The following is a 22,450-nucleotide window of genomic DNA, read 5'->3' as shown; positions in this document are numbered from 1 at the left end:
GGACGGGCGACCACCCGACGCGCCCTGTGGAGAACGGGCCGAGGCCTGGACGGGAGGCGACGGAGTCGGTAGAAACGGTCAGCATGAAGACGTGGCGGGGGCCTCGTGGACGAGGACGGACGACCAATCGACTCCAGCACCGGACGTGGACGGATCCTCGGCTCCTCCTGGGCATCGTCCTGGTGCTCGGCGCCGCCGTGCTGGGCGCCCGCACCGTGGCTGCGGCCGACGACCGGGTCACCTACTGGGCAGTGGCCGACGACGTGACCGCCGGCTCGTCGGTGAGCACCGAGCAGCTGACGCCGACGCGTGCATCGCTCGAGGGGCGGGTCTCCGACGGGGTCCTGCGCACCGACGAGGAGCTGCCGGCGCCGGTGGGAGAGCTGCGGTGGTCCCAGGACCTGCCGGCGGGGACGCTCCTGTCCGCTCAGCACCTGGATCGCTCGACGGACGTGGACACGACGCAGCTGCCGCTGTCCGTCGCTTCCGGGGCGGCACCCACCGACCTGGCGGGTGGCGACCTCGTCGACGTCTGGATCGGTCCCGCGCCCGGTGAGACGACCGCCGACCCGGCACGGCTCGTCCTCGAGTCCGTGCGAGTGGTCAGCGAGGGCACGGGCGTGGACGGTGCCTCGGCTCGGACCGTCGTGGTCGAGCTGGGCGAGGTGGACCTCGACGGCGAGGTGGTCGCGTCGCTCAGCACCGGGCACGTCACCCTCGTGAGGCGGTCGTGAGCGTCGCCGCCGTGGCGGTCGTCGCCGCAGGTGCGCCGTGGGAGTCCGTGGTCGTGCGCGAGGTCGAGGCAGCCGAGTCGTTGCGACTCGCGCGCCGCTGCATGGACGTGGCCGAGCTGCTCGCCGTGGCGGGCGTCGGGGTGGACGTCGCGGTCGTGGACGCGACCATGACGGGGTTGAACCTCGACGCGGTCGAGCTGCTGCGCGGCCGCGGGGTCCTCGTCCTCGGCGTGGGGGAGCGGCCGCGCCTGACCGCTCTCGGCATCGAGGTGGCCGTCGAGCCGGGGTCCGTGGCCACGACGGTCGCCGAGGCGCGGACGTCCGCCGTGGCGTCGTCTGCTGGGCCGTCGTCCGTCGGGCCGTCACCGGCCGGGTCGATCGTGCGTCCCGACCAGCCGGACGGTCCTGCAGTTGCCGGTCGACTCGTCGCGGTGTGGGGGCCTCACGGCGCGCCGGGGCGTTCCACCCTGGCCCTGTCCCTCGCGTCGCTGCTGTCGACGCGGGAGTCGACCCTGCTCGTTGACGCCGACGTCTACGGCGGGTCGCAGGCCCAGCAGGTGGCGCTGCTCGACGACGTGTCAGGACTGCTGGCCGCGGCCCGCTCGGCCAACCGCGGCGACGGCGCCGCCATCACCGACCACACCGTCGCCGTCGGCGAGCGGCTGGACCTCCTGAGCGGGGTCGTGAACGCCCAGATGGGGGCCTCCCTGCGGCCCGCAGCCGTCGAGCGCGTGCTCGAGCAGGTCCGACGCGCCTACTCCCAGGTCGTCGCCGACTGCGGGTTCGGGCTCGACGCCGCGGGGCCGCCGCCGCAGCGGGACGAGGTCACCCTGCGCCTGCTGCGGGGTGCCGACGTCGTCGTGGTCGTCGGGCGGGCCGACCCGGTCGGGCTCGCCCGACTCGTGCGCGGCCTGCACGACGTCCGCGAGGTCACGCACGCCGAGCCGGTCGTGGTGCTCAACCGGGTGCGCTCCGGTCTCGGCTGGAGCCCACGCGAGCTCGTGAGCACGGTCCGCCGGCTCGCCGGGGTGGAACCGGCGGTCCTCGTGCCGGAGGATCCCGCGACGGTCGATGCGGCCGTGATGGCCGGTCGTCCGCCGACGAGTGACGGTGCGTCATCACCGTTCGGGGCCGCGGTCCGGGAGCTGGCCGACCGCATCGCCCGCCCGGCCGTGACATCGTCCACACGGGCCTGAGTCCGGGCCCGAGTGGTAGATTCGGGCGTCGAGCCGCTAGGAGATCGATGCAACGCCTGAGCCCGCTGGACGCCATGTTCCTCAACCGGGACACGCCGACGACGCCGCGTCAGATCGCGTCTCTGGCCATCGTGGAGGGCGGCACCGGCTCGCTGGACCACGACCGCCTCGTCGAGGTGATCAGCGAGCGTCTCGACATCGTGCCGCGCTACCGCCAGGTGCCGCGCAAGGTCCCCGGGGCCCTCGGCACCCCCGTCTGGGTCGACGACGAGGACTTCGACATCGGCCGCCACGTCAGACGATCCGCCCTGCCTCGCCCCGGGACCCGCGACGCCCTGCACGAGCTCGTCGGTCGGCTCGTCGCGCGACGCCTGGACCTCGACCGCCCGCTGTGGGAGCTGTACCTGATCGAGGGGCTCGAGGACGGTCACGTCGCGCTGCTGTTCAAGGCCCACCAGGCGCTGGTGGACGGCTCGGAGACGATCGACCTCGCCCAGGTCCTCCTGGAGGAGACCGCACGGGTGCGCGAGATCCCCCACGAGGAGTGGTCACCGCGGCCGGCTCCACGGGCGGCGGGTCTCGTCCGCTCCACGCTCGACCGCAACGTCCGGCACCCTGGCGAGGCGCTGCGCATCACGGAGTACAACCTCGCGCGCGTGGCCCGCAAGGTGCCCGTGCCGCGCTCGTCCGCTCCGGCCTACCGGGGGGTGCTGACGGCGCCGGCGACGCGGCACCGCCGCTTCACCTCCCTCGCGACCGACCTGGACAGCTACCGCAAGATCCGCGAGGAGCACGGCGGCACCGTCAACGACGTCATCCTCGCGGTGATCGCCGGAGGGCTGCGCGGGTGGATGCTCACCCGGGCCGAACCGGTCACCGCGAAGACGAGCTTCCGCGCGATGGTGCCGATGTCGGTGGTCGCCGACGACGGACTCCCGACGTCGCTCGGGTCGAAGGTCCGCGGGCACCTGTTGTCGCTGCCGGTCGGCGAGACCAACCCGGTCGTCCGGCTGCACCAGGTCTCCTACGCCCTCAAGGACCACCGTGAGACGGGCTCGGCGGTCGCCGCCAACCAGCTGGCCTCCCTCCCCGGCTTCGCCACCTCGACCTTCCACGCCGTCGGGGCGAGGGTCGCGGCGGCGGAGAGCGGCCGCGGCTACCAGCTGCTGATCACGAACGTCCCCGGCCCGCAGGACCCGGTCTTCATGGCGGGCCAGCAGGTCGCCGAGGTCTACCCGTGCCTGCCGCTGTCGCACCACCGTGCCCTGTCGGTGGGGGTCACGTCGTACCGCGGCCGGGTGTTCTACGGGATCGTCGCCGACCGTGACGCGGTGAGCGACGTCGACGTCCTCGCCCAATGCATCGACGAGGCCCTCGAGGAGCTGGTCGAGACCGTCGGCAAGCGCCGGGGACGAGCTCCGCGGGGTCGCTCGCGCCCGTCGCGCTCGACCCGCGCATGACGACAGCACACCGGGCGACCGACCACGTGAAGGAGCTGGCATGAGGGTCTGGACAGGCGTGGACGCCTCCGCGCTGCTGAGGCTGCGCGAGGGCGGGACCCTCGCGGGCTCGCCGGTGCGCGCCGCCAGCGAGGACGAGCAGGACGAGCACGACGCCCTGCTCGCGGCGGCCGAGGACGGCCCGGTGGTCGTCGTGGCGGAGGTCGCCGACGGCGCCGACGTCGACCTCGACGCGGTCGAGGCGTTCCACGTCGACGCCGACGGCAGCGGGCAGCTCGCCTGGTACGCGACGCAGGAGCTCGACCAGGTCCTGGAGGTCCTCGACGCCGAGGGCTGAGCCCTCGTACTGCCGCTGGGTCAGAGGCGCGAGGTGCCGAGCTCGACCTCGTGCTTGAGCGATGCCTTGATCGCCTTGGCGACCTCCGGCTCGACCTTCTTGCCGATGAACGGGATGCTGACCTTCACGTCGCCGTCGACCGTGAACTTCGTGCCGCCGCCCCCGGCGGAGGTGAGGACGGCCTTGCCGACCATCTCGGCGGGCTGGCCGATGATGCTGACCTTCACGTCGGCCTTGCGGGTCCCGTCGGACTCGGCCGGACCCCACTTCTCGGTCTGCTTGACCTTGACGGTGTCGCCGGTGAGCTTCTTGACGAAGTCGGGCATGTCGGCCGGCTGGGTGCGCACGATCGTGACCGTGTGTCCGCCACCGGACTCCTGCACGTTCACGTCGAGGTCGGTCGCGCCGACGTCCTCGGCCGCCTCGACGCGGAAGTCCTCGCTCGTGATGAGGGAGTAGACCGCCTCGACGTCGGCGTCACCGTAGGAGTGGGAGTCGTTGAACTTCATCGGATGTCCTTCTCTGGTGGGGCCCCTGGTGGGTACCCGATGGGGTGCGGACGGCGGGTCGTCGCCCGGGGCGTGCGGGGTCGGGGCAGGCTCAGGCGGGGTTCTCGTCGGTCTGCTGCTCGTTCTGCTGCTGGCCCGGGTCGATGGCCGACTGCGAGCCGCCGGAGCCGAGCTGGCCCTTGAGCTCGGCGAGGCGCGCTTCGATCTCGAGCTGGGCGGTGTCGGCCTCGAGCTCCTCGAACTGGGCGTCGATGCTGTTGTTCGCGAGCTCGGCGTGGCCTGCGACGCGCGCCTCCTCGCGGCGGACCTTCTCCTCGAAGCGGGAGAGCTCGCTCGTGGGGTCGAGGACGTTGATGGACCGTGCGGCGTCCTGCACCTTGGCCTGGGCCTGCACCGTCTTCTGGCGCGCGACGAGCTGGTCGCGCTTGGCGTGCAGCTCGTCGAGCTTGGAACGCATCTGCACGAGGCCGGACTTGAGCTTCTCGACCTGCTCGCCCTGGCTCGCGATGGCGGGTGCGGCGGACTTGGCGTCGTTCTCGTACGTGATCTGCTTGCCGATGGCGACCTTCGCTAGCTGGTCGAAGCGATCGGCCTCGGTGGTCTGTCCCGAGGACCGCATCGCGTCGGCCTTCTGCGAGGCGGCGATGGCCTTGGCCCCCCACTCCTTCGCCGAGGCGACGTCGTCGGCATGGTCGGCCTCGGCGAGGCGCAGGTTGCCGATCGTCTGGGCCACCGCGTCCTCGGCCTCGCGGATGCTCTGGGTGTAGTCGCGGACGAGCTGGTCGAGCATCTTCTCGGGATCCTCGGCGCGGTCGATCAGGGCGTTGACGTTGGCGCGCGTCAGCTGGGAGATGCGACCGAAGATGGACTGCTTCTGTGCCATGGTGAGCTTTCCTTTGGTGGTGGTCAGAACCTACCGCCGCGGGAGCGTCGGGCGGAACCACCCGAGCTGCGGCGTCGTGTCGTCGAGCGGCTGCGGCCGCCCCTGCTGCCGAAGGTCGATCGGGTCCGTCGCGACGAGGAGGTCGACGTCGAGGACGTCCACGACCGGCTGACGGACCGCCCGCGCGTCGTGCGACGGGGTCCGGTGAGGCCGCCGAGCAGGAGGGCGTCGAGGGCGCCGGGCCGTGCACCGACGGGCGCCGCGGCCTGGTCTGCGGTCCGTGCGGCGTCGGCGCGGAACCGGGCCACGTCGGCCTCGGCGATCTGCTGGGCCTCCTCGACGAGCTCCGCCGACCGCTCGAGGGCCGCCGTGCCCTCCACGACGACGCCCGCGGGGCTCTGCAGGAGCCTCTCGGCCTCGGACAGGCGAGTGCGCGCGGCTGTGCCGACGGCACCGCGGTGCGTCTCGACGAACGTCTGGACGGCGGCGAGCCGGGCCGTGAGGCGAGCTGCCTCGTCGTCGAGGGTCGCGAGCCCGGTGGCGAGGTCGTCGACGGCTCGCAGCTTGGCGGCGGCCTGCTCGACGGCTGCCTCGGCGGTGCGGACGTGCAGGGCGGCCGCGCGCTGGTCGCCCGGACGGGCGGTGCGTGCGTCGGTGAGGGCGGCGGCGGCGGCGTCGAGCAGCTCCTGGGCCTCGGCGGGGTTGTCCTGGACGGCGGAGATCTCCGCGCGGGGGTGGTTGGCCCGCAGCTGCGCGAGGGCCGATCGCCCGGGCTCGAGGCGGCCACGGACGTCGTCGAGGCGGTCGTCGACGGACGACAGTGCGGTCTCGAGGTCGGCCTCGATGGTGCGGAGGCGGTCGATGTCGTCGGTGTGCTGGTCGAGGTCGGCCTCGATCTGCTCGGCGATGGCGATGATCTGGGAGCACAGGCGTCGCCGTTCGGCGTCCGTCTCGGGCTCGGCGTCGTCGAGTCGCTGGTGCAGGGTGAAGGCCTCGCGGGCGCGTTCGCGGTTCGTGGTCAGCGCGCCGCGCAGGGCGGTGGTGGACTCGGCCCCGAACTGCGCCTCGGCGAAGCCGACCTCCTGCTCGGCGGTGCGCAGGGCGTCGTCGGCGGCGAGCAGGGCGGCGGAGGCGGCCTGCTCGAGCTCCTCGTCGGTGAGGATCGCGGCCGGGTCGACGGGGTTGCCGTGCTCGTCGAGGACGCGGTGGGTGTGGTCGTAGCGTCGGCGGGTGCGGTAGACGCCGTAGGCGCCGGCACCGAGGACGGCGAGGCCGCCGAGGGCGATGGGCGTCCAGGGGATGTCGACGCCCTCCTGGACGGTGGTGAAGCCGTCGGCCGCGGCGATGGCGGCTCCGTCCCAGTCGTCGTTGCGCAGGGCGGGCAGGACGAACTCCCGCTCGACGCGTTCGAGGTCGGCGTCGCTGATGTCCTCGGGGACGTCGAAGCCGTAGGCGCGCTGCTGGGTGGCGACGACGAGCAGGATGTCGGCGACGCCGAGGCCGGAGGTCTGGGCGGTCTGCGCGGCCCACTCCGCCCCGCTGAGGCCGTCGAAGGTCTCGACGTAGACGACGAAGATCTGGCTGCGGGTGACCTCGAAGTGGGCGTCGAGGGCGGCGTCGACCTCGGCGCGTTGGTCGTCGTCGAGGACGCCGGCCTCGTCGGTGATGGTGCCGGCGACGTCGAGGGGTGGTTCGCCGGTGGCGACGGCGGGGGTCAGCAGGAGGAGGGCGCCCGCGAGGAGCGTCGTGACGGCGCTGTGGGGGAGGCGGAACACGTGTCGATCTTGGCCGATGGGTGGTGAGGAGACAACTCACCGCGCGGCTGGACTCAGCCGGACCGGGCCGCGCGTGCCGGTGCTCGGGCTCGGACGGCGCCCAGGTCCGGGAGCCTGCCGGGGGACCGTCGGCGGACGGTGGCCTCGATGCGGCGGGTGCGGGGGTCGATGCGCAGGCGCCCGGCGTGGACGAGGCGGTGGCAGGCGGGGCACAGGCCGATGAGGTTGCTGAGGTCGGTCGGCCCGCCGTCGGACCAGTGGCGGATGTGGTGGACGTGGACGACGGGTGCGTGGCAGCCGGGTCCGGCGCAGGTGCGGTCCTGCTGCTGGCCGACGGCGCGGCGTTGGTGGGGTGTGGCGAGGCGGGCGCGCCGGCCGACGTCGAGGGTGGCGTGCTTGCCGGCGGTGAGGATGGGGGTGAGGTCGCCGCCGCAGAGGATCTGTTGGAGCTGGGCGGGGCCGATGCTGCCGAAGCCGGCGAGTCGGCCGGTGGTGGTGTCGGCGTCGGTGGCGAGCTGGGCGAGGTCGACGGTGAGGTCGATGTGGGGGCGGACGCCCTTGTCGGTGGGGAGCCCGTTCTCGAGGATGCCGGCGAGCAGGGTGTCGAGGGCGGTGATGCGTCGTTCGGCGGCGGGGCGGTCGTCGTCGGCGCAGGTGGGGGCGGAGAGGGAGCCGAGGATGGCGCGGAACGCGGCGCCGGTGTCGGCGGGCAGGAACCCGGTGAGGTGCCAGCCGTCGGCGACGGGGCTCAGGCGGATGTCGTGGCGGTCCATGCCGCGGATCCAGGCTTCGTCGAGCTCGTCGGGGTAGGCAGCTTCGCGCAGACGGACGGTGGCGTCGCGCAGGGTCTTGGGCGGGGCGTGGCGGGCGAGGTCGATCATCCAGTCCTGGGCGTCCTCGACGATGCCGGGGTCGAGGTGGCGCAGGGCGTAGGAGAAGGAGCGCAGGTGCTCGGGGGAGAGGGCGCCGGTGTCGGCTGCGTCGGCCACGCGGGGCAGGCGCCGCAGGGTGCGTCCGGCGTCGACGAGGCGGTGGGCGGCGGCGCTGTCGAGGCGTAGCTGGTCACGCAGCCAGTTCTTGATGCTGGAGCAGCCCTCGGCCTCGTGGTCTCCGCGCTCGGCCACCTCGGCGACGAGCTCGACCTGCGCGGCGGCGATGGCGTTGAATGCGGACTGCAGCACGCGCAGCGCGTCGGTGCCGGGCGGGAACGAGCGCAGCATGGCCGCCACCTCCTCGAGGTGGTCGGCGAGGGATGAAGCGCTCATGTGATGATCATAACAGAACGTGTGATCGAATACCAGGGGTTGGGCCTGGCTCTTTCGTTCGGACGGACCGTCGGACGTCTGTCCACAGTTCGGTCGGTGGGGGTTCCGGCAGGGCGGGTTCTGCGGCATGATGCCGGGCATTCGTTGAGCTTTCGGGGGAAGGCATGGACGTGGACTCATCGACGTCGTCACCAGCAGGTCCCGACCTGTCCGAACGGGTGCGCCAGATGGTGCGGGACCGGCGGATCGACCCGCAGCGCGATGCCGGCGCGGTGCGCCAGGCCGCCGTCGACGTGGTGGCCGAGCACGAGCGACGTTCGCTCACCGGCGCGGTGCGGTCCCTGGAGGAGCCCGAGCGGGTGGTGGGCCAGATCGTGGCCGACGTGGCCGGGTTCGGCCCGTTGCAGCCGTTCCTCGACGACCCGACGGTCGAGGAGATCTGGATCAACCAGCCGGACCGGGTCTTCGTCGCCCGCGAGGGCCGGCCGGAGCTCACGTCGGTGATGCTGACCGCCGCACAGGTGCGCGAGCTCATCGACCGCATGCTGTCGACGTCAGGTCGCCGGCTCGACGTCTCCCAGCCGTTCGTCGACGCGATGCTCCCCGGTGGTCACCGTCTGCACGTCGTGCTGGAGGGGATCAGTCGGGACTTCGCGGCGGTCAACATCCGCAAGTTCGTCGCCCGTGCCCACTCCCTCGACGACCTCGTCGGGCTCGGCACCATCGACGAGCCGGCAGCATGCTTCCTGAACGCGTGCGTGAGGGCGGGCTTGAACATCGTCGTCTCCGGCGGCACCCAGGCCGGCAAGACGACCCTGCTGAACTGCCTCGCCGCGGCCATCCCTGCTAGCCAGCGGCTCATCACCGTCGAGGAGGTCTTCGAGCTGCAGTGCGGCCACCCCGACTGGGTCGCGATGCAGACCCGACAGGCGGGCCTGGAGGGGACCGGTGCGATCGACCTGCGAGCCCTCGTGAAGGAGGCGCTGCGCATGCGCCCGAGCCGCATCGTCGTCGGCGAGGTCCGCGCCGCGGAGTCGCTCGACATGCTCCTCGCCCTCAACGCAGGACTGCCCGGCATGGCCAGCCTCCACGCCAGCTCCGGACGCCAGGCGCTGGTCAAGCTCTGCACGCTGCCGCTGCTGGCGGGGGAGAACATCGGCTCCGCCTTCGTCGTGCCCACGGTCGCGACGTCCGTCGACGTCGTCGTCCACACCGGCCTCGACGCCGAGGGTCGACGGCGGGTGCGCGAGATCCTCGCCGTCACGGGCAGGGTCGAGAACGGCAACGTCGAGGCCGACCCGGTCTTCGTGCGCCGTGACGGCGTGATGGTCCGAGGCCACGGCGTGCCCACCCGGCGAGAGGCGTTCGAGCTGGCCGGCGTCGACCTCGACCAGGTGCTCGGGCTCACCCGCACCGGCGCGGACGACGGCGGCCGACGATGAACGTCGTCGTCGGCCTGATGCTGGCCTCCGGACTCCTGCTCGTGCTGTCGTGGTGGTTCCTCCCACCGGTGGGTCGGCGCGGCGAGTCGCGGGTCCCGGGTCGTGACCTCCTCGTGGCGGCGGGCCTGCCCCACGCGCCCGGCTGGAGCGTGCTCGCCGGCTGTCTCGGGTCCTTCGCCGCTGCCTTCTTGGCGATGCTCGTTCTCTCGGGCGTAGCGACGATCGCCCTGGCCTTCGGGCTCATGGCCGCGACCCTGCCGGTGGCGATCCTGCGAGGACGGGCCCGTCGGCGTCTGCGCGAGCACGCCGAGCTGTGGCCGGACGCCGTCGACAACTTGGCCTCGGCCGTCCGCGCAGGGCTGTCCGTGCCCGAGGCGCTCGTCCAGCTCGGCGAGCGAGGTCCCGAGGGCCTGCGCGAGCAGTTCCGTGCGTTCGAGCGCGACTACCAGGCCTCCGGTCGCTTCGAGGAGTCGCTGCAGCGTCTGAAGGACCGGCTCGCCGACCCGACAGGAGACCGCGTCGTCGAGGCGTTGCGGCTCGCCCGTGAGGTCGGTGGGGGAGATCTGGGCCGGATGCTGCGCTCGCTGTCGGCCTTCCTCCGAGCGGACCAGCGCACGCGCGCCGAGCTCGAGGCGCGGCAGTCCTGGACCGTCAACGCGGCGCGACTCGCGGTGGCCGCACCCTGGGTGGTGCTCCTCGCGATGAGCCTGCAGCGCGACGTCGTCGCGCGCTACTCCAGCGGGACCGGGGCGGTCGTGCTGGGCGTCGGCGCCGGCGTGTGCCTCGTGGCCTACCGGACGATGATGTGGCTCGGCCGGCTGCCCACCGAACGACGGGTCCTGGCGTGACGGGCGCGGCCCTCGGGGGCGCCTTCGGGCTCGGCGTCGTCCTGCTGCTCGCAGGGGTGAGGCGCCTCAAGGCGCCGAGCCTGGCGTCCCGCGTCGCGCCGTACGTGCGCGACGTGGTCGCCTCACCGGCCGCCGACCCCACCAGCGGGGTGTCGGCGGCATGGCTGGTCGTGCGGACCCGCACGGCCAGGGTCGTCGGAGAGCTGTCCGGAGGTGCGGAGAGCGTCCGTCGGCGGTTGGACCGACTCGGGAGCGAGGACTCGGTCGAGGAGTTCCGGGTGCGTCAGTCGGTCTGGGGATTCACCGGATTCAGCCTGTGCGCAGCACTCAGCATCCTCGCCTGGTCCGGCATGGCAGTGAACGTGCCCGCCCTGCTGGTCCTCTGCGGGCTCGGCTTCGTCGTCGGGGCCCTCGCCTGTGACCAGCACCTGACCTCGAAGGTCCACCGTCACGAGCAGCGCGCCGCCGAGGAGTTCCCGGTGGTCGCCGACCTCCTGGCCCTCGCGGTCGCAGCCGGCGAGAGTCCGGTCGCCGGACTGGAGCGGGTGCTGCGGGTCAGCCGCGGAAGCCTCTCCGACGACCTCGGCCGCGTTCTCGGAGAGGTCCGAACCGGCACCCCCGTCGCCGATGCCTTCCTGCGCCTGGCCGCCCGCACCGGCGTGCCGAGCATCGCCCGCTTCAGCGAGGGACTCGCCGTCGCCGTCGAAAGGGGAACACCGCTGGTCGACGTCCTTGCGGCCCAGGCTGCCGACGTCCGCGAGACCACTCGCCGACAGCTCATCGAGGCCGGCGGCCGCAAGGAGATCACCATGATGCTCCCGGTCGTCTTCCTCGTCCTTCCCGTCACCGTCGTCTTCGCCTTCTTCCCCGGATACATCGGCCTGACGATGTCCACCTGACCGACCAGCACGAGAGGACCGACCGATGAACGCAGCGATCCGAGGACTACCCGAACGCGACGAACGGGGCGACGTCCCTGGCTGGGTCATGATCACCGTCATGTCCGCGGGTCTCGTCGCCATCCTGACCGCCGTGGCCGGACCACAGCTACGGTCGATGCTGGAGAGCGCCCTGTCGGCCGTCGGCGGCTGATGATCCGACGCGAACGCGGCTCAGCGGTCGTCGACTACGTCCTGGTGATGATGATCCTGATCCCGCTGGTGCTCGGGATCGTCCAGCTCGGCCTGGTGCTGCACGTGCGCAACACCCTCACCGCCGCGGCCTCCGACGCAGCCCGTGCGGGAGCACCGCTCGGGGCCTCGCCGCAGGACGCCAGGGCCCGGGCGGTCGACCTCGTGCGCACCACGCTCGCCGACAGGTACGCCGACGACATCACCGTGTCCGAGACGACCGTCGCCGGGGCGCCGGCCGTGCGGGTCCGGATCCGTGCCGAGGTGCCGGCGCTCGGGCTGTTCGGTCCCGCGGTCCCGCTCGACGTGCGTGGGCACGCGGTGAAGGAGGTCGAGCCGTGACGCGTCGCAGGGGCCAGCGCGGGTCGGCGTCGGTCGAGTTCGTCTGGGTGACGCTGATCCTCCTCGTGCCCTTCGTGTACGTCCTCCTCGCGGTCTTCGAGACACAGCGCGCTGCGTACGCCGTCTCCACCGCGAGCAAGTCCGCCACCCGCGCCTACCTCCTCGCACCGGACGTGGCCACGGGGGAGCGGCGGGCTCGCCAGGCCGCGCGGGTCGCCCTGGACGACCAGGGTGTCGACGCGCGGATGACGCTGCGCTGCCTGCCGGCGGCCGACTCCTGCCTGCAGCCGGGCTCGTCGGTCGAGGTGACGGTGCGAACCGTGCAGCCCCTGCCGCTCACACCATCGGTCCTGGGGGACCAGCTCGGGGGGATCGCGGTCGACGGGGCCCACCGTGAGCCGTTCGGCACCTTCCAGGAGGGACGATGAGGGCCCGCGGGGAACAGGGGAACGTCTCCGTCACGACCGTCGGCTTCCTCGTCGTGATCGGCTTGATGACGGTCCTCGTGGTCAATGCGTCGGCGGCCTTCCTCGCGAAGCAGGAGCTGAACAACCTCGCCGACGGAGCCGCGCTGACCGCGGCCGACGGCCTCGACGAGGCGGGCTTCTACGCCGGGGCCGACGTCCGGCTCGAGCCGTCGCGAGCGCGCGAGCTCGTCGGTCGCTACCTCGCAGGTCGCTCCGTGCAGGTGGTGGACGTCGTCGTCGACGACGACACGGTCCGCGTGGCGCTCGAGCGTGACCTGCGCCTGCTGCTGGTTCCCCCGGGTTGGTTCGACTCGACACGCGTCACGGCCGAGGCGACCTCACAGCTGCGACAGCTGCCCTAGCTCCCTCACGGCCCGATAGGATCGGTGTGTGGCCCCGCTCGAGATCACCACCACGATCGTCATGAGCTTCCGTCACGACGGACAGGTCGCGCTCGAGCTCGGTGACGCCCGCCGACGCGTGCTCGACCGACGGGTGGGCGACGTCCTCGACGTGAGGGCGACGATGATGATCGTGCGGGACTGGGCGCTCGACCGGCGACTCGCGCCGCACCGAGACCTTCAGCTGAGCCCGGAGCCCTGGGACCACGAAGGCACGTACCCGATCACCCTTGCGGCGCGACCGACGGCCGACCTGCACCGCTTCACCTCGCGAGCGGACGGGCTGTGTCGGTCCTTCCGTGCCGCCTTCGCGCGGGAGCGCTCCGCCGACCGGTCGACGGTAGCCGGGTTCGCCGACGAGCTCGCCCACGAGATGAAGAACTTCGTCCTCGGCTGTCGCAGGGCAGCCGTCGCGCGGGCGGCTGGCGGCCGCTACGTGGACATTCTCGAGACGTACCTGCAGGAGATGAGCGCGGCCCGTGCGAAGCAGGACCAGACCTACTACCGGGACTCGATCTCCTCCGGGGTCGGCCCCATCCTGCTGGACGAGAAGTACCTCCTGCTCAGCGAGGACGAGCACCTGCGCGACCTCTACGTCGCGCTGCGGCGCGAGGCGACCGCGCTCTACCAGTGGTACACCGACCTCGCGAGGAGCGGCTACCGAAGGGAGTGGTGAGCGGTCGGTCCCGGTCGCGTGGCTACTCCCCGGCGCCGTTCTCGATCGCCACGGACTCGTACTCGCTGCCCACGGGGGACTCCAGGTAGAGCTCGTCGCACGCGTCGGCGTCGCCGTCGACGCAGTCGTCGTGGAGCGCGTCGAGCCGCGGGTCCGACCCGTACGTCCCGCCGAGGTCCTCGGGGAGCACCTCGTCGTCGAAGAAGTCCTCCTCCGAGAACTCCTCGTCGAACGGGTCGTCCTCGTCGAAGATCGACTCCAGCTCCGTGGTGGCCCGGTCGGCGGCGGCGTAGGCGACGGTCCCGATCACGAGGTACGGCAGCACGAGCGCGATCGCCACGAAGGTGGCGCCCTGACCGCGGGTCGACGCCAGGTACCCCAGCGTCGTCAGGACGACCAGCAGGACGACGAGGATCACGGCAGCCACCTCGACCGGCGCCGGGGCGAACCGGAACGCCAGCCACGGCGCGACCACCAGCAGCACCGCGACCCCCACACCCGCGGCAGGCAGGAGTCGCGGGCGGTCCTCGCTCGCATCGACCCCCTCGGGCAGGTCCCTCACGGCCTCGTTCTCCACGGCGTTCCCCTCACGACGACTGGTGCGACCCCTCGGACCCTAGGACACCGTGCTGACGATGTCCGGTGTTCGTGCAGGCGGTCGTCACCGCCCGGCGAGCACCGAACGCAGCCGCGCGGCGTGCTCCGCGGCGTCGGCCTCGTCGTCGTACCGGGTCCGCGGCCAGAAGAATCCACGCAGTCCGTCGCCCTTGGTGCGCGGCACGACGTGGACGTGCAGGTGCGGGACGCTCTGGGACACCACGTTGTTCATCGCCACGAACGTCCCCTCCGCGCCGAAGGCCTCCGTGACGGCCGCCGCCACCCGTTGCGTGGTCGTGAACAGGGGCTCGACCATCGGCGCCTGCAGCCCGAGCAGCGTGTCGACGTGCTCGCGCGGCACCAGCAGGACGTGACCCTTGAAGACCGGTCGGACGTCCAGGAATCCGACCACGTGCTCGGCGTCGAGCACGACGTGGGCAGGGGCGTCACCGTCGACGATGCGGCAGAAGAGGCACGCCATGGGACGATCACACCATGGGGATCGCGCGACGGCTCGGCCTGTAACCTCATCGGGTGGCCACGACCGACTTCCCGACCCGTCTCAAGGAGCTCGGGGCGACCCTCACCTCGATCGAGAAGGTCCTCGACCTCGAGAAGATGCGCACCGAGATCGCCGACCTGCAGGAGCAGGTCGGTGCCCCCGACCTGTGGGACGACCAGGCCAACGCCCAGCGCGTCACCGGACGCCTCTCGGCGCTGCAGGCGCAGCTGGAGCGGATCGAGGGACTGCGTCAACGACTCGACGACGTCGAGGTGCTCGTCGAGCTCGCGCAGGAGGAGGCCGACGCGGACTCCATCGCCGAGGCCGAGGCCGAGCTCGGTCGTCTGAGCGCGTCGATCGAGTCGCTGGAGGTCCGCACCCTGCTGTCCGGCGAGTACGACGAGCGGGACGCCATCGTCACGATCCGCTCCGGTGCCGGCGGCGACGACGCCACCGACTTCGCCGAGATGCTGCAGCGCATGTACACCCGCTGGGCCGAGCGCCACGACTACGCCGTGGAGGTCTACGACACGTCGTGGGCCGAGGGGGCGGGCATCAAGTCGGCGACGTTCGCGGTCAAGGCCCCGTACGCCTACGGCACGCTGTCCGTGGAGTCCGGCACCCACCGCCTCGTCCGGATCTCGCCGTTCGACAACCAGGGTCGGCGCCAGACGTCGTTCGCCGCCGTCGAGGTCGTCCCCGTCCTGGAGCAGACCGATGAGATCGACATCCCTGAGGACGAGGTCCGCGTCGACGTGTACCGCTCCTCCGGTCCCGGCGGGCAGAGCGTCAACACGACGGACTCCGCCGTGCGCCTGACGCACATCCCCACCGGGACGGTCGTCAGCTGTCAGAACGAGAAGAGCCAGCTGCAGAACAAGGCGAGCGCCATGGTGATCCTCAAGGCCAAGCTGCTCGCGCTGAAGAAGGCCGAGGAGCGGGCCCACCTCGACGAGCTGCGCGGAGACGCGAACGCCTCGTGGGGCGACCAGATGCGCAACTACGTGCTCAACCCGTACCAGCTGGTCAAGGACCTGCGCACCGAGCACGAGACCGGCAACACGCAGTCCGTCCTCGACGGGGAGATCGACGACTTCATCGAGGCCGGCATCCGGTGGCGACGCAACACCGAGGACGCACCCGCCTGACGCCCGGGAGGACGGATCAGGGGCTGGTCGACCGTTCGGCGGCCTCCCGCGCGGTGCGGTCGACCTCGGCGACGTGCTCGGTCCAGGTCCTCCCGTCGGGCTGGCTCGACGCGTCCGGACGAAGACCCGTGGAACCGTCGAGCTGCTCGCGCACGACGTCGGCGTGACCGGCGTGCCGATGGGTCTCCGCGACCATGTGGACCAGCAGTGGCTCCAGCGTGACGTCGGCCGCGGCGCCGGACCACCACGGCACCCGACCCCGAGCACGCAGGGGGAGGGCCGCGATCGAGGCGTCGGCGTGGGCCCACGCACGATCCACGAAGTCGAGCGCTTCGGCGAGGTCGATGTCGGCCGGCGCCACGAAGTCGGCATGCGGGTCGGCGTCGACGTCGGGGAGAGGTTCGGGGAAGGGGTGGTCGAGGACCTCGCCGAAGTACCCCGCGGCGCACACCGCGACGTGGTGGACGAGACCGGGCAGGTTGAGGCCGGTAGGCGTCAGGCTGCGGCGCGCGTCGAGCTCGGACAGCCCGTCGAGCTTCTACCGCAGGGCGTCGCGACCGACGTGAAGGCAGCGCTGCAGGTCCTGCGTGCAGGTGTCCATGGTCACCAGCCTGCCACCGTGGTGGCGGGCGTGGGAGCACCGTGTCCTCGGGCCGGCTGCATATAGTCGGGCGAGTGATTCGCTTCGACAAGGTGTCCAAGACCTACCCGGGGCAGAAGCGTCCTGCGCTGGAGTCCTTGGACCTGGAGATCGCCAAGGGCGAGTTCGTCTTCCTCGTCGGGTCCTCCGGGTCGGGCAAGTCGACGTTCCTGCGCCTCGTGCTCCGTGAGACACGGCCGAGCACCGGACGCGTCCACGTCGCCGGCAAGGAGATCAACCGGCTGTCCGGCTGGAAGGTGCCCAAGCTGCGCCGCCAGGTCGGGACGGTGTTCCAGGACTTCCGCCTGCTGCCGAACAAGACCGTCCACGAGAACGTCGCCTTCGCGTTGCAGGTGATCGGCAAGTCCCGTTCCGACATCGACGCCCTCGTCCCCGAGACGCTGGAGATGGTCGGGCTCGAGGGCAAGGCGCACCGCATGCCCGACGAGCTCTCCGGCGGCGAGCAGCAGCGCGTCGCCATCGCGCGGGCGTTCGTCAACCGTCCGATGATCCTCATCGCCGACGAGCCCACCGGGAACCTCGACCCCACCACGAGCGTCGGCATCATGAAGCTGCTCGACCGCATCAACCGCACCGGCACCACCGTCGTCATGGCCACCCACGACTCCTCCGTCGTCGACCAGATGCGCAAGCGCGTCATCGAGCTCGACGACGGGCGCATCGTGCGCGACGAGGCCCGCGGCATCTACGGCTACCAGTCCTGAGGACGCACCCATGCGAAACATCCTGAGCGAGCTGCGCGCGAGCCTGTCGCGCAACACCTCCATGACGATCTCGCTGATCGTCACCATGACGGTCTCCCTGCTGCTGGCGGCCATCGGTCTGCTGATGCAGGCGCAGGCCGAGCGCACCGAGCAGTTCTTCGGCGACCGTCTGCAGCTGCAGGTGAACCTGTGCACCGACAACTCCCCGGCGGCGACGTGCGTGGGCGGGGCCGCCACCGACCAGCAGCGCGAGGCGGTCCAGGAGGCCTTGTCGACCAACCCGGAGGTGCGGTCGTTCGAGGTCCGCACCCCGGCCGACAACTACGAGCGCGCCCAGGAGGTCCTGGGCCAGTCGGAGTCGGGTCGCCAGCAGCTCGAGACCGTCGGCCCGGAGTCCTTCCCCGAGAGCTACTACGTCACCCTCGAGGACCCGCAGCGGTTCGACGGCGTCGTCAGCCAGGTTTCCGGGATGGACGGGGTGGGCAGCGTCAACTCGCTGCGCGAGCTGCTCGGTCCGCTGTTCGAGATCCTCGGCAACCTGCAGTGGGTGGCGATCACCATCTCGGTGCTGCTCGTCGTCGCCGCGATCCTGCAGGTCTCCAACACCATCCGCATGACCGCCTACGCCCGTCGACGCGAGATCGGCATCATGCGTCTGGTCGGCGCCTCCAGTTGGCACATCCAGCTGCCGTTCGTGCTCGAGTCGTTGCTGGCCGCGTTGATCTCCGCGGCGCTCGCCGCCGCCGGCATCGCTGCCTTCATGTACGTCGTCGTCTACGGGTACCTGCGGACGACCTTGGACCAGCTCACCACGTGGATCCGCTGGCAGGACGCGGCGCTCGTGATGGGCTACACGACCGTCCTGGCCGTGCTGCTCGCGCTCATCCCCACGCTGGTGATGACGCGCAAGTACCTTGACGTGTGAGCCACAGCCACTAGAGTCACACCAGTACCAAGCGTCACATCGACACCATCGGGGCCCCCGGTGGACCTTCCCCGAGGTCGAGGACATGGCTTTCAGTTCACCCAAGGCGGCCTTCGCCGCTCTCATCACCGTCGGTCTCCTGCTCGGCTTCACCGCGCCGGTGGGAGCGGCCGACTCCCGCGACGAGCTCGAGCGTGAGCGTCGAGGGGTCAGTGGCAAAATCGACGGTGCGCAGCGCAGCTACGACCAGTCCAGCAAGGAGTACGCCGCTGCGGCGAGCGCGCTGCAGGAGGCGCAGGGACGCCTCGCCTCCGCCCAGCAAGCACTGGGTGAGACGCGCGGTCAGCTGGCCGTGGCCGAGGCCGAGGACGCCCGCATGCAGCGAGAGCTCGACGCCGCGCAGAAGCGGCTCGAGGAGGCGGAGGCACGCCTCAAGCGTGGCGAGGCGCGGCTCGCGGCCTCGGAGAAGAGGGTCGAGCAGTTCACGGTGGAGTCGCTGCAGGAGGGTGACCGCGGCATGCGCACCTTCGGCGAGCTGCTGACCGGCGCCGACCCCTCGGACTTCACCGAGCGCATGAGCCTCAACAACTCGGTCAGCGACGCCCAGGTCGCAACCATGCAGCGCCTCGCGGCGGCCCGCGTCATGCTCGAGCTCAACCGCGGCGAGGTCGAGAAGCTGCGCAACGAGGTCGCCGTCGCCCGCGAGGCCGCGGCGGCGAACCTCGTCCAGAAGCAGGAGCTCGAGGCTGCTGCGGCCGCCCAGGCGGCCGAGGTCGCCGAGCTCGTGGCCGACCGCGAGGCCAAGAGTGCCGACGCCAAGCGCATCCAGGACTCCGACGCACAGACCCTGCGGGCCTACGAGGCCGAGCGCGACAACCTCAACGCCAGGCTGGCGGCGCTGGCGGCCCGTGAGCTCCGCGAGCAGCGAGAGCGGGAGCGTCGTGAGCGGGAGCGGCGCGCCAACAGCGGTGGCGGCGGTGGCGGCGGTGGCGGCGGGGGGTCGTCCTCCGGCGGTGGAGGTGGGGGAAGCACCCTGTCCTACCCCGTCAACGGACGGATCACCTCCTCGTACGGCATGCGGGTCCACCCCATCACCGGCGTCTACAAGCTGCACGACGGCACCGACTGGGGCTCACCCTGCGGCACGCCGATCCGAGCCGCCGCGGGTGGGAGGATCATCGAGCAGTACTACAACGCCGGCTACGGCAACCGCGTGATCATCTCCCACGGCGTCATGCGCGGCCAGAGCGTCGTCACGACCTACAACCACCTCTCGCGCTACGCCAAGAGCCGCGGGTCACGCGTCAGCCGGGGCGAGGTCATCGGGTACGTGGGCACGACCGGCTACTCGACCGGCTGCCACCTGCACTTCATGGTCATCGCCAACGGCCGGGTCACCAACCCCATGGGTTGGCTCTGAGTCGTGCCGCTGGTCCGCTCCGCGATCGACCTCCCGGTCGATGCCGCGCGTACACCCCGCCGCGCGTACATCCCGCCTCGCCACGTCGGGGTGCGGATGGTTCAGGGGCCGTGGTTCCTCGACGTGTTCGTTCCCGGCCGGCGGTTCGAGGACGACCCGACTCCCGCCCAGCACCGCGTCCTGGCAGTACAGCGTCCGGGGCCGGCCCCGGTGGCCGTCGCCGATCGTCGAGCAGGTCGGCACCTGGGTGCTCCGGCAGTGATCTGAGAGACTGGACGGCATGCCCAAGGAGACCGGGCGCAAGATCATTGCGCAGAACAAGAAGGCGCGCCACGACTACCACGTCGAGGACACCTACGAGGCCGGGCTCGTCCTGACCGGGACCGAGGTCAAGTCGCTGCGCGCCGGCCGCGCGTCGCTCGTCGACGGGTTCTGCGACATCGACGGCGGCGAGGCATGGTTGCACAACGTGCACATCCCGGAGTACGCGCAGGGCACGTGGACCAACCACCTCACCCGGCGCAAGCGCAAGCTCCTGCTGAACCGCCACGAGATCGACAAGATCGAGCAGCGGGTGCAGGCCAAGGGTCTGACGCTCGTCCCGCTGAGCCTGTACTTCCGCGACGGCCGGGCCAAGGTCGAGATCGCCCTCGCACGAGGCAAGAAGCAGTACGACAAGCGGCACGCGATCGCCGAGCGCCAGGCCAAGGCCGACGCCCAGCGCGAGCTCGGGCGACGGCTCAAGGGCATCCGGTGAGTCCGCGCCCCGCGACGGCGCGCCCTGACGCCGTGCTGAGGGACGAGGACCTGCCGGCGCTCTGGCAGGACCTGGGACTTCCGGGCCTGCTGGACGTGCACGTGCACTTCATGCACCCGAAGGTGCTGGCCAAGGTCTGGGCCTACTTCGACGCGGCCGGCCCGAAGCTCGGTCGGTCCTGGCCGATCACCTACCGCGGCAGCGACGAGGAGCGGGTGGCCCACCTGCGCAGCATGGGGGTGCGGCGGTTCTCGACACTGTCCTACGCCCACCGTCCGGGGGTCGCGACGTTCATGAACGACTGGACCCTCGCGTTCGCGGCCGCGACACCCGACGCCTGGCGCTCCGCGACCTTCTACCCCGAGCCCGAGGCGGCCGGCTACGTCCCGGCGCTCGTGGAGGAGGGCGTGGACGTCTTCAAGGCGCACCTTCAGGTGGGGGAGTTCGCCGCCGACGACCCGCTCCTGGATCCGGTGTGGGGCACCCTCGCCGAGAGCGGGACGCCGATCGTGCTGCACGCGGGGTCGGGCCCGGCTCCGGGCGCCCACACCGGGCCGCAGGGTGTCGAGCGGGTGATGGCACGGTTCCCCTCGCTGCGGTTGGTCATCGCCCACCTCGGGATGCCGGAGTACGCCGAGTTCCTCGACCTCGCGGACCGGTTCGAGAACCTGCGCCTGGACACGACGATGGCGTTCGTCGACTTCTTCGACCCACCGGACGACCCGTCGCTCCCGTCGCGGCTGCGCGACCTGGCGCCGCGGATCCTGTTCGGCACGGACTTCCCGAACATCCCGTACGCCTACGCCCACCAGGTCGAGGTCCTGCAGCGCCTCGACCTCGGCGACGACTGGATGCGCTCGGTGCTGTGGCACAACGCGGCCGACCTGCTGGGAGCGACGCCGCACGAGTGACGCGATGAGTTGCCGCTGCGCCAGGAGGTCCTAGCGTCGTGGCATGCGACGGATGCTCTTCGGCGACCAGCTCGGGCCGCACTTCACCGACGACGCCGACGACGTCGTGCTCGTCGACGCCGCCGACGAGCTGCGCCGACACCCCATCCACCGCCAGCGCGCCCACCTGTTCCTCTCGGCCATCCGGCACCGAGCGGCGGAGCTCGACGTCGAGGTGATCCGGGCGCCGTCCGGGAGGCGGTCCAGGGCCTCGGCGACCTGGAGACCCCGAGGGGGGTCGGTGGAACTTCGACCACGACAACCGCGAACCGGCACCGAAGGACCGCTCCACGCTCGGACTGCCTGCTCCCTGGCGGCCTGCGGAGGACGAGATCGACCAGCAGGTCCGCGCGGACCTCGACGCGATGGTCGAGGACGGGGTCGAGTTCCTCGGCGCTGACGGCCGCGGGCCTTCGCCGCCACCCGCGACGAGGCGCTGGAGGCGCTCGATGACTTCGTCCAGCACCGACTCGCGGAGTTCGGGCCGCACGAGGACGCGGTGCTGACCGACGACCCGGTCATGGCCCACTCGCGCCTGAGCGTGCCGATGAACCTCGGCCTGCTCCACCCGATGGAGGTCGTCGAGGCCGTCCTGGACGCCTACCGGTCCGGCGACGCACCCATCGCCAGCGTCGAGGGGATGGTGCGCCAGGTGATGGGGTGGAGGGAGTGGGTCTGGCACCTGTACTGGCACCTGGGGCCGGACTACACGTCGTCGAACAACCACCTGGGCGCCACCGAGCCGCTGCACGAGGCGTACTGGGAGCTCGACGGGGAGGCCGTCGAGGCGGCGTGCCTGTCGCACGCGCTGGAGCAGGTGGGGGCGACCGGATGGCTGCACCACATCCAGCGGCTGATGGTGGTCGGCAACTTCTCCCTCCAGCGTGGTCACGACCCACAGGCCCTGACCCGATGGTTCACCGACGCCTTCGTGGACGGGACCGAGTGGGTCATGCCGGCGAACGTCGTCGGCATGAGCCAGCACGCCGACGGAGGGATCGTCGCGACCAAGCCGTACGCCGCCGGCGGCGCGTACCTGAGTCGGATGACCGACCACTGCGGGGGCTGCGTCTTCGATCCGAGGAAGCGACTGGGGGACGACGCGTGCCCCTTCACGGCGGGCTACTGGGCCTTCCTGCACCGCGTCGAGGACAAGGTCTCCGGGAACCACCGGATGGGCCGCCCGCTGGCGAGCATGCGTCGCTTGAAGGACCTGGAGGACGTCGTCCTGCAGGAACGGGAGCGCTCGCGCTTCTGAGCATCCGTCGCGGGGTGGTCCTGGTCGAGGAATACCCAGTGTCGGTCCCCGGTTGTAGACTGG

General features: G+C 71.6%; 26 protein-coding genes and 2 pseudogenes. 21 read left to right on the top strand and 7 right to left on the bottom strand.

Translation table 11 applies throughout. The features are described 5' to 3' along the window. Positions 1 to 83: 83 nt before the first annotated feature. Genes ABD213_RS03385 through ABD213_RS03370 form a run of 4 tightly spaced genes read left to right on the top strand, consistent with a single transcriptional unit; the run spans position 84 to position 3,727 of the window. Positions 84 to 734: a hypothetical protein gene (locus tag ABD213_RS03385; RefSeq protein WP_344324286.1), complete on the top strand. Its 651-nt coding sequence runs from the start codon at positions 84 to 86 to the stop codon at positions 732 to 734. Further along, the gene (locus tag ABD213_RS03380) at positions 731 to 1,930 is read left to right on the top strand and encodes a CpaE/TadZ family protein (protein ID WP_344324283.1); all 1,200 of its coding nucleotides are present in this window, start codon (positions 731 to 733) and stop codon (positions 1,928 to 1,930) included. Before ABD213_RS03385 ends, ABD213_RS03380 begins: the two co-directional genes overlap by 4 nt. A gap of 47 nt (positions 1,931 to 1,977) precedes the next feature. Continuing rightward, entirely contained in the window at positions 1,978 to 3,390 is a 1,413-nt protein-coding gene (locus tag ABD213_RS03375) for a WS/DGAT/MGAT family O-acyltransferase (RefSeq protein WP_344324280.1), read from the top strand. Positions 3,391 to 3,430: 40 nt separating this feature from the next. Beyond that, entirely contained in the window at positions 3,431 to 3,727 is a 297-nt protein-coding gene (locus ABD213_RS03370; protein WP_344324277.1) for a hypothetical protein, read from the top strand. Between the two features lie 20 nt (positions 3,728 to 3,747). Here ABD213_RS03370 and ABD213_RS03365 read toward each other — a convergent pair whose 3' ends face one another. From ABD213_RS03365 to ABD213_RS03350, 4 genes are all read right to left on the bottom strand, one after another. Next, on the bottom strand, positions 3,748 to 4,236 hold the full coding sequence (locus ABD213_RS03365) for a DUF2505 domain-containing protein (RefSeq protein ID WP_344324274.1): 489 nt from the start codon (positions 4,234 to 4,236) through the stop codon (positions 3,748 to 3,750). Positions 4,237 to 4,327: 91 nt separating this feature from the next. Beyond that, a complete protein-coding gene (locus tag ABD213_RS03360; protein WP_344324271.1) occupies positions 4,328 to 5,119 on the bottom strand; it encodes a PspA/IM30 family protein in 792 nt (263 codons plus the stop codon). Between the two features lie 23 nt (positions 5,120 to 5,142). Next, positions 5,143 to 6,894 (bottom strand): TPM domain-containing protein, encoded by a 1,752-nt coding sequence (locus ABD213_RS03355; RefSeq protein ID WP_344324268.1) that lies wholly within the window; start codon positions 6,892 to 6,894, stop codon positions 5,143 to 5,145. 53 nt (positions 6,895 to 6,947) lie between these two features. Beyond that, a complete protein-coding gene (locus tag ABD213_RS03350; RefSeq protein WP_344324265.1) occupies positions 6,948 to 8,159 on the bottom strand; it encodes an HNH endonuclease signature motif containing protein in 1,212 nt (403 codons plus the stop codon). Between the two features lie 164 nt (positions 8,160 to 8,323). On the opposite strand from ABD213_RS03350, the gene ABD213_RS03345 reads away from it, so the two are divergent. The 8 genes from ABD213_RS03345 to ABD213_RS03310 are packed head-to-tail and all read left to right on the top strand — an operon-like array spanning position 8,324 to position 13,465. After that, positions 8,324 to 9,601, top strand: a complete 1,278-nt coding sequence (locus ABD213_RS03345; RefSeq protein WP_344324262.1) for a TadA family conjugal transfer-associated ATPase — start codon at positions 8,324 to 8,326, stop codon at positions 9,599 to 9,601. Further along, positions 9,598 to 10,449 carry a type II secretion system F family protein gene (locus ABD213_RS03340; protein ID WP_344324260.1) on the top strand — a complete coding sequence of 284 codons (852 nt, stop codon included), beginning with the start codon at positions 9,598 to 9,600 and terminating at the stop codon, positions 10,447 to 10,449. Before ABD213_RS03345 ends, ABD213_RS03340 begins: the two co-directional genes overlap by 4 nt. Then, positions 10,446 to 11,348: a type II secretion system F family protein gene (locus ABD213_RS03335; protein WP_344324258.1), complete on the top strand. Its 903-nt coding sequence runs from the start codon at positions 10,446 to 10,448 to the stop codon at positions 11,346 to 11,348. Before ABD213_RS03340 ends, ABD213_RS03335 begins: the two co-directional genes overlap by 4 nt. Before the next feature lie 25 nt (positions 11,349 to 11,373). Beyond that, complete coding sequence (locus ABD213_RS03330; RefSeq protein ID WP_344324255.1) at positions 11,374 to 11,541, top strand: hypothetical protein; 168 nt, start codon at positions 11,374 to 11,376, stop codon at positions 11,539 to 11,541. After that, complete coding sequence (locus ABD213_RS03325) at positions 11,541 to 11,921, top strand: TadE family protein (RefSeq protein ID WP_344324252.1); 381 nt, start codon at positions 11,541 to 11,543, stop codon at positions 11,919 to 11,921. The genes ABD213_RS03330 and ABD213_RS03325 overlap by 1 nt, the downstream gene beginning before the upstream one ends. Then, positions 11,918 to 12,349 (top strand): TadE/TadG family type IV pilus assembly protein, encoded by a 432-nt coding sequence (locus ABD213_RS03320; protein WP_344324249.1) that lies wholly within the window; start codon positions 11,918 to 11,920, stop codon positions 12,347 to 12,349. The genes ABD213_RS03325 and ABD213_RS03320 overlap by 4 nt, the downstream gene beginning before the upstream one ends. Beyond that, the gene (locus ABD213_RS03315; protein WP_344324245.1) at positions 12,346 to 12,750 is read left to right on the top strand and encodes a Tad domain-containing protein; all 405 of its coding nucleotides are present in this window, start codon (positions 12,346 to 12,348) and stop codon (positions 12,748 to 12,750) included. The genes ABD213_RS03320 and ABD213_RS03315 overlap by 4 nt, the downstream gene beginning before the upstream one ends. A gap of 28 nt (positions 12,751 to 12,778) precedes the next feature. Further along, complete coding sequence (locus ABD213_RS03310) at positions 12,779 to 13,465, top strand: hypothetical protein (protein WP_344324242.1); 687 nt, start codon at positions 12,779 to 12,781, stop codon at positions 13,463 to 13,465. A 22-nt stretch (positions 13,466 to 13,487) separates the two neighbouring features. Here the strand turns inward: ABD213_RS03310 and ABD213_RS03305 are convergent, their stop codons facing one another. After that, complete coding sequence (locus tag ABD213_RS03305; protein WP_344324239.1) at positions 13,488 to 14,042, bottom strand: hypothetical protein; 555 nt, start codon at positions 14,040 to 14,042, stop codon at positions 13,488 to 13,490. A gap of 84 nt (positions 14,043 to 14,126) precedes the next feature. Then, positions 14,127 to 14,543, bottom strand: a complete 417-nt coding sequence (locus ABD213_RS03300; protein ID WP_344324237.1) for an HIT family protein — start codon at positions 14,541 to 14,543, stop codon at positions 14,127 to 14,129. 53 nt (positions 14,544 to 14,596) lie between these two features. On the opposite strand from ABD213_RS03300, the gene prfB reads away from it, so the two are divergent. Next, positions 14,597 to 15,712, top strand: a complete 1,116-nt coding sequence (gene prfB / locus ABD213_RS03295) for a peptide chain release factor 2 (RefSeq protein ID WP_344324235.1) — start codon at positions 14,597 to 14,599, stop codon at positions 15,710 to 15,712. 16 nt (positions 15,713 to 15,728) lie between these two features. On the opposite strand, the gene ABD213_RS03290 is transcribed toward prfB, so the two are convergent. After that, complete coding sequence (locus tag ABD213_RS03290; RefSeq protein ID WP_344324701.1) at positions 15,729 to 16,238, bottom strand: DinB family protein; 510 nt, start codon at positions 16,236 to 16,238, stop codon at positions 15,729 to 15,731. A gap of 149 nt (positions 16,239 to 16,387) precedes the next feature. Here ABD213_RS03290 and ftsE point away from each other — a divergent pair, with 149 nt between their 5' ends. The 8 genes and pseudogenes from ftsE to ABD213_RS03250 all read left to right on the top strand — a co-directional run bounded on the left by ftsE (position 16,388) and on the right by ABD213_RS03250 (position 22,387). Beyond that, complete coding sequence (ftsE, locus tag ABD213_RS03285) at positions 16,388 to 17,077, top strand: cell division ATP-binding protein FtsE (RefSeq protein ID WP_344324232.1); 690 nt, start codon at positions 16,388 to 16,390, stop codon at positions 17,075 to 17,077. A 10-nt stretch (positions 17,078 to 17,087) separates the two neighbouring features. Next, positions 17,088 to 18,002, top strand: coding sequence for a permease-like cell division protein FtsX (ftsX, locus tag ABD213_RS03280; protein ID WP_344324229.1), 915 nt, complete (start codon positions 17,088 to 17,090; stop codon positions 18,000 to 18,002). Positions 18,003 to 18,087: 85 nt separating this feature from the next. Then, positions 18,088 to 19,422, top strand: a complete 1,335-nt coding sequence (locus tag ABD213_RS03275) for a peptidoglycan DD-metalloendopeptidase family protein (protein ID WP_344324226.1) — start codon at positions 18,088 to 18,090, stop codon at positions 19,420 to 19,422. Between the two features lie 280 nt (positions 19,423 to 19,702). Further along, positions 19,703 to 20,179 (top strand): SsrA-binding protein SmpB, encoded by a 477-nt coding sequence (gene smpB / locus ABD213_RS03270; RefSeq protein ID WP_344324223.1) that lies wholly within the window; start codon positions 19,703 to 19,705, stop codon positions 20,177 to 20,179. Then, positions 20,176 to 21,090 carry an amidohydrolase family protein gene (locus tag ABD213_RS03265; protein ID WP_344324220.1) on the top strand — a complete coding sequence of 305 codons (915 nt, stop codon included), beginning with the start codon at positions 20,176 to 20,178 and terminating at the stop codon, positions 21,088 to 21,090. Before smpB ends, ABD213_RS03265 begins: the two co-directional genes overlap by 4 nt. A gap of 43 nt (positions 21,091 to 21,133) precedes the next feature. Further along, positions 21,134 to 21,286: pseudogene (locus ABD213_RS03260) on the top strand (cryptochrome/photolyase family protein); the annotation flags it as partial. A 124-nt stretch (positions 21,287 to 21,410) separates the two neighbouring features. Beyond that, positions 21,411 to 21,635, top strand: a pseudogene (locus ABD213_RS03255) (hypothetical protein); the annotation flags it as partial. Next, positions 21,629 to 22,387, top strand: a complete 759-nt coding sequence (locus ABD213_RS03250; protein WP_344324217.1) for a cryptochrome/photolyase family protein — start codon at positions 21,629 to 21,631, stop codon at positions 22,385 to 22,387. The pseudogene ABD213_RS03255 and the gene ABD213_RS03250, both read left to right, overlap by 7 nt. The last annotated feature ends 63 nt before the right edge of the window (positions 22,388 to 22,450 follow it).

Source organism: Aeromicrobium halocynthiae (assembly GCF_039531385.1).
GTDB classification, from domain to species: Bacteria; Actinomycetota; Actinomycetes; order Propionibacteriales; family Nocardioidaceae; genus Aeromicrobium; species Aeromicrobium halocynthiae.
This window is presented reverse-complemented; position numbering and strand designations above follow the sequence as displayed.